Genomic DNA, 14,309 nt, shown 5'->3' on the forward strand with positions numbered 1-14,309 from the left:
AGTTCGAAACGACTTCCGCGAGAGTTCGTTTTGGGGGTTGAGCTAGATAGTGGAGAATGCGACAGAATTTTGAGGTACAAGAGACCGTCGTGTGATTGAATTAGACCACTTTCTCTCAGAGTCGATTGTTCGAACAATAAACCAGCATACTGATTTCGGAATCGGGGTAATACGTAATTGCCGTTCACGTATTCACCTCTTACGAACGGTAACCAAAGACTGCTTATTGGGCCGACACCGGCCTTTCAGTACAACCAGATCTTCGACATTACTCGAGGGAATAATGACACAAGCAAAGAATAGACTGTACAAATACAAAAACCTCAACCAGCCATAGCTGTGGCTCGTTGGGGTAAATGAAGTATGAATGGAGGCGGCGAAACGAGTTTCCCAGAGGCTCGCGCACTCCAGTACTCACCGTAACGCAGGCGGGCTTATCTTCCGTGTTCGGGATGGGTACGGGAGGAACCCCGCCGCTGTGGCCGCCGTAACGCCGATCAACGGAATCGAACCGTCGTCACACCAGTATCGGTGGTCTCTCTGACCGTATGTACGTGTAGTCCAGTTTGCGTCCGGACCCGTTCACGCGTCACGGATCCAATGCGATGTAATATGATTGTGTGGCTTGGCCGATTAGTGCTCGCGGACTCAACGCCTCGTTGCCTTGGCGCGTACATCCCGAGTCTATCGATCTCGTCTTCTACGAGTGGCCTTGATGGTATCTCTTTTCCAAGTGGGTTTCGAGCTTAGATGCGTTCAGCTCTTACCCCGTGGTGCGTGGCTGCCCGGCACGTGCTCTTTCGAACAACCGGTACACCAGTGGCACCCATTCGTAGTTCCTCTCGTACTATACGAACGTTCTCGTCAGATACCGCACACCCCCAATAGATAGCAGCCGACCTGTCTCACGACGGTCTAAACCCAGCTCACGACCTCCTTTAATAGGCGAACAACCTCACCCTTGCCCGCTTCTGCACGGGCAGGATGGAGGGAACCGACATCGAGGTAGCAAGCCACCCGGTCGATATGTGCTCTTGCGGGTGACGACTCTGTTATCCCTAAGGTAGCTTTTCTGTCAGCAATTGGCCGCATCAAGCAGCCGAATTGGTTCGCTAGACCACGCTTTCGCGTCAGCGTCCGTCGTTGTGCCGGACACTGTCAGACTTCCTTTTGCTCTTGCGCTCTTCCTCGGGTCTCCGACCCGAGTGAGGAAATCTTGGGGCGCGCTCGATATCTTTTCAAGCGCGTACCGCCCCAGTCAAACTGCCCGGCTACCAGTGTCCTCCGCCAGGAGTGAGAGTCGCAGTCACCATCGGGTAGTATTTCAATGCTGGCTCGGTGGCCCGCTAGCGCGGGTACCTGTGTAACGCCTCCTACCTATGCTGCACAATGGCGACCACGTCTCAGTGACAGCCTGCAGTAAAGCTCTATAGGGTCTTCGCTTCCCCTTGGGGGTCTCCAGACTCCGCACTGGAACGTACAGTTCACCGGGCCCAACGTTGGGACAGTGGCGCTCTCGTTGATCCATTCATGCAAGCCGCTACTAAAGCGGCAAGGTACTACGCTACCTTAAGAGGGTCATAGTTACCCCCGCCGTTAACGGGTCCTTCGTCCCCTTGTAAGGGGTGTTCAGATACCCGCACTGGGCAGGATTCAGTGACCGTACGAGTCCTTACGGATTTGCGGTCACCTATGTTGTTACTAGACAGTCGGAGCGCCCGAGTCACTGCGACCTGCCTCTTCGCGAGGCAGGCATCCCTTATTGCGAACGTACGGGACTAACTTGCCGAATTCCCTAACGTCGGTTGCTCCCGACAGACCTTGGCTTTCGCCGCCACGAGTACCTGTGTCGGATCTCGGTACGGACAGTGTGCTCACCTTTTCACGGGCTCTAGGTTGACCTGACTTGCGCTATCCTGTCATTCGGTCGCTTCGTGCCATTACGGCTTCCACGAACTTCGACAGTTCGACGGGCGAAAGCCCGGCTCAGGCGGCCCAAAGCGTCGGCTTTGATGCACACTGGCATAGGAATATTAACCTATTTCCCTGTTGTCAGCTTCGACTTACGGGCTGACTTAGGACCGGCTAACCCTCAGCTGATCAGCATTGCTGAGGAACCCTTACTCGTTCGGCCGTCGGGGTTCTAACCCGACTAACGCTGCTACTATGACCAGGATTTTCGTTACTGCACGGTCCACATGATCTCTCGACCATGCTTCCGCCCGAACAGCACGCCAACCTACGGAATCATCCTCTTACGGATGCCGCTAGGTCTCGGTGGTGGACTTGAGCCCCGATCATTTTGGGCGCCTCAAACCTCGGCCGGTAAGCTGTTACGCTTTTCTTAGAGGGTAGCTGCTTCTAAGCTCACCTCCCGGCTGTCTAGGGCTTGAGACCACCTTCGATCGCACTTAGTCCACACTTGGGGACCTTAACCCAGCTCTGGGTTGTCTCCCTCACGGTACACAGGCTTACCCCGCGCACCGGACTCCCTGCGTCAAACGACGTTCGTAGGTTTGGAGTTGGACAGGGGGGCGCACTCCTCTCGGAGTGCGGTCCCCCAATCCGTTGCTCTACCCCACGAACTACCTCGGCAGAGGTCATGCTTCGACATGTTTCGGTTGGAACCAGCTGTTTCCGGACTCGATGGGCCTTTCACCCCTAGACGTAGATCACGAGAGGGTATTGTAGGACACCAACTCTAACAGGCCTCCACGTGCCTTTCGGCACGCTTCACCTTGTCCACGCCTAGATCGTCCGGTTTCGGGTCGTGCCCGTTTGACTCCCCGCGCTTGAACACGGTGACCCTCGTCGTAAGACTGCGGTCGTATCGGTTTCCCTGCGCCTTCCCCGATGATCGGGTTAGACTCGTCAAACAGGCACACTCCCTGGTTCGTTTTTCAAAACGTACGACAGAACACCGGCTTCCCGTATGGCTTACTACAGGCTCGCGCCTGATTCATTCGATACGGGACCTTTCGTGCCCTGTCGCTCTATCGCCAACTGATTTCACGCCCTATTGCACCTCCCTTTGTGGGGTGCTTTTCAGCGTTCGTTCACACTACTTGTTCGCTATCGGTCTTGAGGAGTGTTTAGTCTTCGCGGTCGATGCCCGCGATCTTCACGAGGGATATCCAACCCCCGATACTCTGGAACTGACTCGTTCCGTACTCGACGACCTTACGGGACTGTCACCCTGTCTCGTGCTCTATTCCAAGAGACTTCGTGTCGTTTTTCGGGAAGTGATCGTCAGTCCGAACACCACATTGCCCGTAAGGGCTTCGGTTTGGACTGCGTCGCGTTCATTCGCCATTACTTACGACATCACGATTACGTTTTCTTTTCCTGTCGATACTAAGATGTTTCAATTCTCGACGTTCCCCATTGCGCGAAGCAATTGCGGTGGGGATTCCCATTCGGAGATCCTATGTTCTTCGCCTCCGTGCGGCTCCCATAGGCTTATCGCAGCTTGGCACGTCCGTCTTCAGCTCTCAAGCCGAGCGATCCACCAGCTGGCACAGTAGCCACGTTCATCGGATCGGCGTTGCGACAGAGTCGCAACATCGTGACCCGGGAACGGGTCCAGTGGACGCCTGGACTACACGTACACACGGTCGCATCTGCACGCCGGTAGACGGCCGGCCTGCATTGACCCTTCCCACTCACACTTGCGCGGAGTGGTGCATCAGTTCAGTCGTACTCAATCACAGTCCCGTCGCCCACTTAAGGGAGGATTCGTGATTGGTACGAGTCATGGACCCACAGGGATTCGAACCCTGGGCATCCTCCTTGCAAAGGAGGCACTCTACCACTGAGCTATGGGCCCACGTCCGCCCAGACGGGCGGACAGAGACATATGTGTTAGCCTCGGTAGTTCTGAGGTGCCCGATCGGCCGCGCGATGGGTCGAGATCGAACGTGAAAACCGCTGGTGGGTCAGGACAGCGTCCTGATCCCGGTCTGTGGAGGTGATCCAGCCGCAGATTCCCCTACGGCTACCTTGTTACGACTTAAGCCCCCTTGCGAAGCCCAGATTCGACCCGGGAACCGGGCCTCATCCGGACCTCACTCGGGTGCTTTGACGGGCGGTGTGTGCAAGGAGCAGGGACGTATTCACCGCGCCCTTCTGAGGCGCGATTACTACCGAATCCAGCTTCATGAGGGCGAGTTTCAGCCCTCAATCCGAACTACGACCAAGTTTCGGAGATTAGCGTCCCCTTTCGGGGTTGCATCCCACTGTCTTGGCCATTGTAGCCCGCGTGTCGCCCAGCACATTCGGGGCATACTGACCTACCGTTGCCCGTTCCTTCCTCCAGTTTGGCACTGGCAGTCTCCCTAATGTACCCAGCTACCACAAGGGTACTGCTGGCAATTAGGCATGCGGGTCTCGCTCGTTGCCTGACTTAACAGGACGCCTCACGGTACGAGCTGACGGCGGCCATGCACCTCCTCTCATGGCTCAGGTAAGCTCATCACACTGACCGTCACTGCACATTGTCGATGCTGGTGAGATGTCCGGCGTTGAGTCCAATTAAACCGCAGGCTCCTCCGGTTGTAGTGCTCCCCCGCCAATTCCTTTAAGTTTCATCCTTGCGGACGTACTTCCCAGGCGGTCTGCTTCACGGCTTCCCTACGGCACATCACAAACTCGTAGTTTGTGACACACACACACCTAGCAGACATCGTTTACAGCTCGGACTACCCGGGTATCTAATCCGGTTCGTGACCCGAGCTTTCGTCCCTCACCGTCGGATCCGTCTTCCAGAGGCGCTTTCGCCACCGGCGGTCCGTCCAGGATTACGGGATTTCACTCCTACCCCAGACGTACCCCTCTGGTCTTCCGGTCCCAAGCCGCGCAGTTTCCACCGGACGCCCGCACGTTAGGCGTGCGGATTTCCCGATAGACTTGCGCGGCCAGCTACGGACGCTTTAGGCCCAATAATAGCGGTCATCACTCGTGCTGCCGGTATTACCGCGGCGGCTGGCACCGGTCTTGCCCAGCACTTATTCTGTAACCTTCCTACGGTTACAAAAAGCGAGGACTATATGCCCTCGCACTCGGAGTCCCCTTATCGCACTGGCGTGCAGTGTAAAGGTTTCGCGCCTGCTGCGCCCCGTAGGGCCCGGTATCTTGTCTCAGATACCGTCTCCAGGCTCTTGCTCTCACAACCCGTACCGATTATTGGCACGGTGGGCCGTTACCCCACCGTCTACCTAATCGGCCGCAGCCACATCCTATGGCGCCGGAGCGTTTCTGATTCTCTGCAGTTCCAGCCTGAGAATCGTATTCCGGATTAGTCTCAGTTTCCCGAGGGTATCCGGATCCATAGGGTAGTTTGACCACGTGTTACTGAGCTATCTGCTACGAGTCCAAACTCGTACAACTAGCATGGCTAAATCGGACTCCAATAGCAATGACCTCCGGCAGGATCAACCGGAATGCTATATACTCCCGACCATTGTCGGGAGGGTTCTTGGCGGTGAATGTTAAGATACACACTCACACATAAATGGGTCCACGTTCGGTGACCCTAGATCGTCGACCGATCAGGCGACACCGAACTACCAAGGCTAACATCAGACCCCCTCTGTATGGCGGACCACAGGGGTGAGGTCCTCATCTTCTGCGTATTATACCGATAACCCCCGGTTCATACATAAGGCCTTCGAACCGTAACTTCAAAGATAGTCAGTCCCAAGCGGGTATCCGAACCGAATTATCGTCTACTTGTAACGTGTTCAGTGTACGTTCTGCAAACTCATCCTCGAAATCGTGCTCGCTCAAGGAAGTACCCAAACGGGCACTGGAGCGCACCGAGAAAAGAGAGTGGAGCGGATAGGAACGATCCCCAATGCAGAAACATGTCCTCTCTGATCTGAGGCACAAGCGTCATCTCACGCGGATCTCATCAGCAACAGGTTCGAATGGGCCCTGACGGATTCGAACCATCGACCACTCGGTTATGAGCCGAGCGCTCTAACCAGACTGAGCTAAGGGCCCTCCACTCGAGGGAAAACGTGCGCGATAGTTAATCCTTGCTGTCCGATTTTCCCAAAAAACGCTCCGTCTCGAGCGGCTTATGCGAGCGCTACGAACACCTCTTTATCCAGTTCCGATTCGAGTTCGTCTCGAGGTCGGTCTCCTGCTTGGAGGTCAAGTTCGATCTCCACGTCAATCTGATAGCATACGATACCGAGAGTCATAAATCCGTTCGGGATGGTTCGTCAAACGTCCAATAGGATAGATTTTCTCACTGTATCTAAAAACAGAACGTGCATGGTCGGGTTCGATCCTCGCACTCTCCGTGACCAAAAGCGACTAGTCGCTACTCGTCGTTGGCCCCGTACTCAGCGAGTGACTGGTCGGTCGCGTCGACGCGATGGGCCGTCGCGAGTCCCGCGAGGTGGGGCGTTTCGGGGACGATGAGCTTCTCACAGGCGGTCCGACAGGCGTTCGTGCTCCCGGGGAGACAGAACACTGGCGTCTCGACGGCGATGCCGGCCGTGGCTCGAGAGGCCATTGCGCGGGTGCCGACTTCGTCCCAAGACAGCGAACGGAACAGCTCGCCGAAGCCGGGCAGCTCGCGCTCGAACAGCGACTCGGCTGCCTCCGGTGAGACATCGTCGGCAGTGACGCCCGTTCCGCCGGTCGTGAGGACGACGTCGATGTCCCGGCGGGCAACGAGCCCACGAACGGCCGTTCGGATCGCCGAATAGTCATCCCGAACCAGTAGTCGCTCGCGTACCTCGTGGCCTGCGTCCTCAAAACACTCCTGAATGGTATCCCCACCGGGGTCGTCAGGGTCGTTCTCGGCTGCCTGTGCTCGCGAACTCGAGACCGTGACGATACCGACGTACAGTGGGTCGATGATGTCGTGTCCGTGATCATCCGTCGTTCTGCGATCGTCTTTATCGGCTGTCATACTGTATCATCCATGCTGAAGGGCGATAATCCCTCCCCTCTCGGCAGAACCCGGTCCCATCGGTCTCGGTGACGCCGATTAGTTCACTGGACGTATCCCCGACTGGCACAGCCGAGGCGAGTCACGAGCCGTCGTCGCCAACAACCGTCGTATCGCCCATCCCCGTGGGTGCGGGGTTCTCGAGGGACGACCACTCGGCGTCCATCTCGGCATCAGTCAGCAGACAGTCGTCGAGTCGGGCACGCAGATCGTCCATCGACAGGTGTCGACCGATCAGTGCGAGACGCGTCTCGCGGTCGCCCCACTTTTCGTCCCACGAGAGATCTGGCTGGCTTTCGCGGAACGCTGCCTGTCGTTCGTCCGAGAGACTGGCGATCCAGCGGCCGGTAACCTCGAGGCACGTCTCCGTGCCGGCGTAGCTCATCGTGATCGCCTGCCGTTCGCGACCGGCGATCCAACACAGCCCCTTCGCGCGCACGAGGCCGGCCGGCAGGTCGGCGAGCACGGCCAAAAAACGTTCGGGGTGGAAGGGACGCCGCCGATGATAGGTGTCGACCTCGATGCCGTATCGTTCCGGCGGGTGGACGTGATCGTGGTGGTCGTGGCTGTGGTCATCGTGACCATGGTTGTGATCGTTGTCCCCGTGGTCGTGCTCGTCAGAGCTGGACTCGGGCGGAGACCCATCGTGAGCCGCGTCGGCCTGAATCATCTGTTTCCAGCCGGCAGCGTCGGATGCTGCCTCGAGGTCGAACCGTCCACTGTCGAGCAACATCGCGGGATCGACAGTGCCGTACTCGGTTGTCACGACTTCGGCGCGGGGCTGGAGGGTCTCGAGCAGTGCCACGACCTGCTCGCGTTCGGCGTCGCTGACGAGATCGCATTTGTTGACGACGAGCAGATCACAGAACTCGATTTGTTCGAGCAGCAGGTCGCCCAGTGGCCGGCTGCCGGTCTCGTCTGCCCCCTGCTGGGCCGGCGGCGCTGCGACAGTGTTGTCTCCAAACCGGTCGTAAAACCGTCGGGCATCGACGACGGTGACAACGGCGTCGAGATCGTATGGCCCGCCCGCAGGCCCGCGGATGAACTGGCGGGCGATCGGTTCAGGTTCGCCGACACCGGAGGCTTCAACGACCAGATACTCGAAGTCGTGTTCCTTCCAGAGTTGGATGACCGACCGCGAGAGTTCGCTGCCGAGACTACAGCAAATACAGCCGTTCTCGAGGGCGAGGACTTCCTCGCCGGTCGTCAGATCGGTTCGGGCTTCGACGAGGTCGGCGTCGACGTTGACCGCGCCGACATCGTTGACCAGCACGGCAATCTCGCGCTCGTCTTCCTCGAGGAGCCGCGACAGCAGCGTCGTCTTGCCAGCACCGAGTTCGCCACAGAGGATGGTGACCGGAACGCTCATTTACTCGTTTGCGAGCGCGAGTTCACGTCGTTCTTCCGGTTCGAACGGACCGGCGTATGCGTCCCAGTCGTCGGCCATCCTCCGAGAGCAAAACAGTGATGTGTTCAGGGCGGAACGGTGTGTTCTGCTGATCGACGAACGAGATGATTCCGTGTTCTGTCTATGAATCGTGATCGTCCGAAGATCACAGCCACGTGGACGACTCCTGTGTCGACCCGTTCGTCTTCGCGGCCGACATCGAAGCGATTGCTGCGTTCGGCAGCAAACTGCGTGCGATCGATGACGACGAGACCTCGACTATTCGTTGGTTCCGATCGACGGTTCCGAACAGCTATAGGACACCTGCGCGGCCGTCAGGACCGACGAAGGTCCTCGAGTTGATCACCAAGCAGATACTCCTCAACCCGGTCGAGTCCGGTGCGGTGGCTAGCTGCCGACGCTCGAAAGCGAAGTTCCATCATGTCGCCCGTCACCTCAGAAACAGGAATCAGGTACCGATTGTCGTTGACGGGATCGTAGACGGCGAAATACGCCGCTCGACCGGAGTATCCACGTTGCCCGTAATCGTCCCGTCGATGGCAGCTGCTTACGGTTTCGAACGCAACCGTGCTCTCGCTGGATCGGTAGGCCGTCTTGCACTCGAGGCGATGAAACCGGCCACCGACTTCGACGACGAGATCGTACGCGTCGGTGCCGTAGGTTGGGACGAGAACCGGAACGTCGCGCAACACGAACGCCGACTGGATGATCGCTTCGGTGGCCTGGCCGCGTTTCTGTGGCTCCTCGAGGTTTTCGTAGCAGGTGGTGCGGTCGAGCATGCCCGGATTCGGCCCGGCTTTCGATATAAACGTCCGCGTCGGCAGCCATCGCTGGCCAAGCGCGCTCGAACAGCTGTGGGACTGACGCGGGCCGTGATCGTCACGAGAAGCGGACGATTGGTGACGGTAGCCGCACCGAACACGGCCGTTCACCTAGTCGTCGACGACTTGTAGCGCTCGGCAGGGACGTATCCGAGCGACTCGAGGGCAACGCTCCCGGTCGCAACCGCTGATCAGAGCAGGTACGTCACGGTACAGCAACCTACCGATCTTGAACACCGTAATCGTACGGAACACGTGTCTGACGCGCCGGTTTCAAAGGGAGCGCATACTCAAGGACGACGCGTTGCAGATGGAACTGTCATGGGAGATTCAGACCCCGACGGATCAGGGATCAGACGTCGATCGTATCTCTACGGGAGCGCCGTTACGGTGAGTGGACTCGCGGGGTGTCTCGGCGCGACGGACGACCGAACAGTGCGCACGGGAACGGACGAACAGCAGTCGACAGATACCCGTTCGAACGGCGATCAAACTGACGAGCAGGGTGACGAAGGTGGCGACGAGACGCAGGACGCCGACTCGATCACCGAGTGTACGACCATCACCGAACCGGGAACGTACGCGCTGGCGGCCGACCTCGAGGCCGAGTCGGGCGAGACCTGCCTCGAGATCCGTGCGAGCGACGTCACGCTCGACGGACAGGGGCGGACGATCGCTGGCAGCGGGCCGACCGATCCGTTCGAGGAGCCGTTCGAACCGGCGAACAGCGGCGTACTCGTTCAGCCAGAGCTGACGGCCGCGAAAGAGAAACGGAAGAAAGCCGGCGTCACGCAGCCGCAGACCGACGGCATCTCGAACGTGACGGTTCGGAATCTCACCGTCGAGGGGTTCGACGCCGGCATCGTCTTCGAGGCGGTAACGGGAGGTGCGATCACTGAGACGGCCGTGACGGCCACGCAGTACGGACTCTCTCTGATCCGGTCGGCCGAGAATATGCTCCGTGGAAACGAGACGTCTGGGTGCGGCCGCAGCGGGATTCGACTCGAGCGCGCGAACGGGAATCTACTGGAGGCGAACACCGCAACCGGGAACGGGATGCCCGCATCGGAAACTGGTGGCGTCGTCCTTGTCGACTCGGACGAGAACCGGCTGGTCCGCAACGACGTCGACGGGAACATCGCTGGGATCGAACTCACCGGCTCACATGCTAATACGTTCGAGAAAAACAGCGTAAGCGACAACATTTTCGACGGCATTGTCTTGTTCGACTCGCGGGGGAATACGCTCACCGGAAACACCGCGAATTCGAACACTAATCTCTACGGTATCATTCTCGTCGATTCGGACGAGACCACGCTCGAGGAAAACACCGCTAACGGGAACGCACAGGGAGGACTCTTGCTCGTGCAGTCGGATAATAATACGCTCGTCGGGAACACGGCCAACGAAAACGGACTCGATGGTGGCGTTATCCTCACGCTGTCCGATGGGAACACGCTCTCGAACAACACCGCAAACGACAACGTCGGGGCGAGCGCGATCGAGGGTCCCGACGTCGATCCCACGCTCGGTCCCGGCTTCAACCTGCTCGACTCGAGTTTCAACCGGGGGCGCGCCAACACCGCGCGAGGCAACGATGGCGGACCGATACAGATCGTTGGCGGCGAGGGCAACAGCATCGAAATCAACGGGGTCGTCTACACCGACGCGACTGCGGACGAAACCTCACTCGAGACCGACGAGCAACCGATACTGTCGGAACCACTCGAGGTGCTCGTCGAAACCGGCGAGCGAGAACCACTCGTAGAACTGGTCGACGTGCTCGACGAAGGGCTGCCGTTCGACGGGTAGTCGATGGACACCACCGAGACGGCGAACGGACTCGTGTCCGTTTCGTGTCGCTGTTTGTCTGGTATCTGCACGGCACTATCGTGCTCCCAAACCGAGTGACGAGAAACAGCAAGACGGGAACACTCCGCGTTCAAGTTAGCCCGAAAATTCCGTCGAAAATCGCTGGACGCCGAAGCCAGGACTCGAACCTGGGACAACCTCGTTAACAGCGAGGTGCTCTACCATCTGAGCTACTTCGGCTCATCTTCAGATAACGGGGTGTATTTAATAGGACTTTCGTTTTCGTCGCCCTGTGTTCGACACCCTTTCACGCACCGCTCCAGTACCACCGCTCGATGAGCGAGGAGGACACCGAACGCGACGAGCACGACGCCGCTGGGACGGGAGCCGACGATTTCGAGTCGGTCGTCGCCGCGGTCCACGAACGCATCGAACCGGACGCAGCGGAACGGGCCCACCTCCGTGACGTCGCCGACCGGCTCACTGACAGAGCCGAGACGGCTGCGAGAGAACGTTGTCCGGAGGCCGACGTCCTACAGGTCGGTTCGACGGCCAGAGACACCTGGATCAGCGGCGACCGCGATATCGACATCTTCGTTCGGTTCCCACCGGCGGTCGACCGCGAGGACCTCGAGCGATACGGCCTCGAGGTCGGCCACGAAACGCTGCCCGACGGCCACGAGGAGTACGCCGAACACCCCTACGTCAAAGGCACTGTCGAGGGGTTCGACATCGATGTCGTCCCATGTTTTCGCCTCGAGTCGGCGACCGAGATCCGGTCAGCCGTCGATCGCACGCCGTTTCACACCCAGTATCTCGAGGCGCGCCTGGACGACGCCCTCACGGCGGACGTCCGACTCGCGAAGCAGTTCCTGAAGGGAATCGGCGCGTACGGCAGCGATCTCCGGACGCGCGGGTTCAGCGGTTATCTCACCGAACTGCTCGTCTGTGAGTCCGGCGGTTTCCGGCCGTTGCTCGAGGCTGCGGCCGACTGGCAGCCGCCGGTCGAACTCGATCCCGAAGGCCACAGAGCAACTCTCGAAACGGGCGACGCCCTCTCGTTCGACGACCCGCTCGTCGTCATCGATCCGACCGACCCCCAGCGCAACGTCGCCGCGGTCTGTTCGGCCGAAAACGTCGCTCGCTTCCAACACTACGCCCGCCGGTTCCTCGATGCGCCACGGGCCGACCTGTTCGATCCCGTCGAGCCGGCCTCACTTACGGAAGCCGAGCTCTGCACTCACATCGAGCGCCGCGGCACGACTCCTGTCGCCGTCCGGTTCGACGCGCCGGACCTCGTCGAAGACCAGCTCTATCCACAACTCGAGAAATCCCTCGACGGGATCACAAGGGGGCTCGACGACCGCGGCTTCGACGTCTTCCGTGCGACGGCGATGGCCGACGAAACCGCAGCGATCCTCGTCGAACTCGCCGTCAGCGAGCGACCCGCCGTCGAGCGCCACGACGGGCCGCCAGTCCACGTTCGGAGCCACGCTGACGGCTTTTACGAGGCCTACGCAGACGACCCGGAGGCCTATGGACCATTCATCGACGACGGTCGATACGTCACCGAACGACCGCGCGAGTTCACCACCGCGCGCGCGTTTCTCGAGAGTGATCGACTCTTCGACGTCGGCCTCGGCGCCCACATCGAAACGGCGCTCGAAGACGAGTACACGGTCCTGCTCGGCGACGAGATTACGACGTTGCTCGAGGAGTTCGCGGAACAGCTCTCGCTGTATTTCGAGCCGCGTCCTTGAGCCAATTGGGACGCCACACAGCGCGGGCAACTGCAGAAAACGGGCCGTCAGTCGTCGAGTTCGAACTCGAGTCCGTGTTCGTTCGCCACGTCCTCGAGCGTCGACTTGGCCTTGTCGCTGCAGTCCGAGTCGGGCTCGATCGGGGCGCGGCCGTCGAACGTCTCGTGGACGATCGCGACGCTGTCGGCGAGGACATCGAGTCCGTACCCGCCCTCGAGAATGAACGCGAGTGCGGCGTTGACGTCGTCGGCGAGTGTCCGCAGTCGGTCGGTCATCAGTGCGTAGGCTTCCGTCGAGAGACGGATTCTCGAGATCGGATCGTGACGGTGAGCGTCGAAGCCGGCACTGATCAGCAGGCAGTCGGGATCGAACTCGGTGAGTGCGCTCGCGATCGGCCCTTCGACGGCCGAGAGGTAGTCCTGATCGTCCGTACCGGCGGGCATCGGGACGTTCATCGTCGTTCCATCACCTTCCCCGTCGCCGGTCTCGTCGACGGCTCCGGTGCCGGGATAGAGCCCCTGTTCGTGAATCGAGACGAAGAAGACGTCGTCACGCTCGTAGAAGATGTCCTGTGTTCCGTTTCCGTGGTGGACGTCCCAGTCGACGATGGCGACCCGTTCGACGTCGTGGTCGTCGGCATCGAGGGCGTGCTGGGCGGCGACGGCGACGTTGTTGACGAAACAAAAGCCCATCGCGTCGTCGTAGACGGCATGGTGGCCCGGCGGTCGACCGATGGAAAACGGCGTCTTCCGGCCCGTCTGACCATCGAGGGCCGCATCGACGGCCCAGCAGGCGAGCCCCGCGCTGTGGCGGACCGCATCCCAGGTTTCCTCGACGGCCGTTGTGTCGGGGTCCCAGTTCCCCCCGCCGTCGGCACAGAACTGCTCGACGGATTCGAGGTACTCCCGTTCGTGGACGGTTGCCATCGTTTCTATGTCACATGGGTCGGCCTCGACGTACTCGACGCCGTGTTTTCGTTTCAGTCGCTCCCGAATCGCTCGTAGCCGGTCCGGCGTCTCCGGGTGGCGCGGACCGGGATCGTGTGCGAGACAGACCTCGCTGTAACCAAACTGCATCTCACTCGAACAACGAGAAGTACGTCTCGATGTCCTCGTCGATGATTGTCCGGCGGTCAGCGTGGCGCGCAAGGATCGCTGCCGCACGGGCAACGTTGTCCGCGTAGTCCTCGAGAATGTCTGCGAGGGCAACGCGGGCGTCCATCGAGACGCGATAGCCATCGTCGATCTCGAGTCTAGCGATACGGTCGACGGGTGCAACCGGCAACTCGAGGTCGTCTTTGTCCACGACGGTTTCGACGCCAAAGTCCGTCGCCATCAGCGTTTTGCGCCCGTCTTCGGTTGCTCGCTCGGCAGCGTCGATCGCGAGCTCACTGCCGTGTTCTTGAATCCGAGTTGCAAGTCCCTTCGACGCGTCGGCACTCACCCGAAGATCGCCCGCGTTCCGCCGGATGATCGTATCCACCGGGGCGAACGGGAGTTCGACGTTCATACAATGATAGGCGAAGGTAACTCCCTTAACGCTTTTCC

The 14,309-nt window shown here is 59.6% G+C and carries 7 protein-coding genes, 3 tRNA genes and 3 rRNA genes; 2 read left to right on the plus strand and 11 right to left on the minus strand.

What is annotated here, in order from left to right; translation table 11 throughout:
• Nucleotides 1-368 precede the first annotated feature (368 nt).
• From rrf to GCU68_RS04490, 8 genes are all read right to left on the minus strand, one after another.
• Nucleotides 369-490, minus strand: a 5S ribosomal RNA gene (gene rrf, locus GCU68_RS04455).
• A 125-nt stretch (nt 491-615) separates the two neighbouring features.
• Nucleotides 616-3,533 (minus strand): 23S ribosomal RNA (locus GCU68_RS04460).
• A 221-nt stretch (nt 3,534-3,754) separates the two neighbouring features.
• A tRNA-Ala gene (locus GCU68_RS04465) sits at nt 3,755-3,826 on the minus strand.
• A 136-nt stretch (nt 3,827-3,962) separates the two neighbouring features.
• A 16S ribosomal RNA gene (locus tag GCU68_RS04470) occupies nt 3,963-5,440 on the minus strand.
• Together the 16S, 23S and 5S rRNA genes with 2 tRNA genes alongside form the textbook arrangement of a ribosomal RNA operon.
• Before the next feature lie 485 nt (nt 5,441-5,925).
• Nucleotides 5,926-6,000, minus strand: a tRNA-Ile gene (locus GCU68_RS04475).
• A gap of 325 nt (nt 6,001-6,325) precedes the next feature.
• Nucleotides 6,326-6,922 (minus strand): MogA/MoaB family molybdenum cofactor biosynthesis protein, encoded by a 597-nt coding sequence (locus GCU68_RS04480; protein WP_152939355.1) that lies wholly within the window; start codon nt 6,920-6,922, stop codon nt 6,326-6,328.
• A 121-nt stretch (nt 6,923-7,043) separates the two neighbouring features.
• Nucleotides 7,044-8,330, minus strand: a complete 1,287-nt coding sequence (locus GCU68_RS04485; protein ID WP_152939357.1) for a CobW family GTP-binding protein — start codon at nt 8,328-8,330, stop codon at nt 7,044-7,046.
• 353 nt (nt 8,331-8,683) lie between these two features.
• Nucleotides 8,684-9,148: a group I intron-associated PD-(D/E)XK endonuclease gene (locus GCU68_RS04490; protein ID WP_152939359.1), complete on the minus strand. Its 465-nt coding sequence runs from the start codon at nt 9,146-9,148 to the stop codon at nt 8,684-8,686.
• Nucleotides 9,149-9,511: 363 nt separating this feature from the next.
• On the opposite strand from GCU68_RS04490, the gene GCU68_RS04495 reads away from it, so the two are divergent.
• On the plus strand, nt 9,512-11,002 hold the full coding sequence (locus GCU68_RS04495; protein ID WP_152939361.1) for a right-handed parallel beta-helix repeat-containing protein: 1,491 nt from the start codon (nt 9,512-9,514) through the stop codon (nt 11,000-11,002).
• A 167-nt stretch (nt 11,003-11,169) separates the two neighbouring features.
• On the opposite strand, the gene GCU68_RS04500 is transcribed toward GCU68_RS04495, so the two are convergent.
• Nucleotides 11,170-11,242, minus strand: a tRNA-Asn gene (locus GCU68_RS04500).
• Nucleotides 11,243-11,337: 95 nt separating this feature from the next.
• Here GCU68_RS04500 and cca point away from each other — a divergent pair.
• Nucleotides 11,338-12,762 (plus strand): CCA tRNA nucleotidyltransferase, encoded by a 1,425-nt coding sequence (gene cca / locus GCU68_RS04505; RefSeq protein WP_152939363.1) that lies wholly within the window; start codon nt 11,338-11,340, stop codon nt 12,760-12,762.
• 47 nt (nt 12,763-12,809) lie between these two features.
• Here cca and GCU68_RS04510 read toward each other — a convergent pair whose 3' ends face one another.
• Together GCU68_RS04510 and GCU68_RS04515 are read right to left on the minus strand one after the other, a co-directional pair.
• Nucleotides 12,810-13,838 (minus strand): histone deacetylase family protein, encoded by a 1,029-nt coding sequence (locus tag GCU68_RS04510; protein WP_152939365.1) that lies wholly within the window; start codon nt 13,836-13,838, stop codon nt 12,810-12,812.
• Between the two features lies 1 nt (nt 13,839).
• Nucleotides 13,840-14,271, minus strand: a complete 432-nt coding sequence (locus GCU68_RS04515) for a histone family protein (RefSeq protein WP_152939366.1) — start codon at nt 14,269-14,271, stop codon at nt 13,840-13,842.
• Nucleotides 14,272-14,309 lie beyond the last annotated feature (38 nt).

This window comes from Natronorubrum aibiense (assembly GCF_009392895.1).
Taxonomy (GTDB): domain Archaea; phylum Halobacteriota; class Halobacteria; order Halobacteriales; family Natrialbaceae; genus Natronorubrum; species Natronorubrum aibiense.

Excerpts from the sequence above, each read along its gene's own strand:
- cca (WP_152939363.1), top strand. The coding sequence starts at position 11,338 with ATGAGCGAGGAGGACACCGAACGCGACGAGCACGACGCCGCTGGGACG.
- GCU68_RS04485 (WP_152939357.1), bottom strand. The coding sequence starts at position 8,330 with ATGAGCGTTCCGGTCACCATCCTCTGTGGCGAACTCGGTGCTGGCAAG.
- GCU68_RS04495 (WP_152939361.1), top strand. The coding sequence starts at position 9,512 with ATGGGAGATTCAGACCCCGACGGATCAGGGATCAGACGTCGATCGTAT.
- GCU68_RS04515 (WP_152939366.1), bottom strand. The coding sequence starts at position 14,271 with ATGAACGTCGAACTCCCGTTCGCCCCGGTGGATACGATCATCCGGCGG.
- GCU68_RS04490 (WP_152939359.1), bottom strand. The coding sequence starts at position 9,148 with ATGCTCGACCGCACCACCTGCTACGAAAACCTCGAGGAGCCACAGAAA.
- GCU68_RS04510 (WP_152939365.1), bottom strand. The coding sequence starts at position 13,838 with ATGCAGTTTGGTTACAGCGAGGTCTGTCTCGCACACGATCCCGGTCCG.
- GCU68_RS04480 (WP_152939355.1), bottom strand. The coding sequence starts at position 6,922 with ATGACAGCCGATAAAGACGATCGCAGAACGACGGATGATCACGGACAC.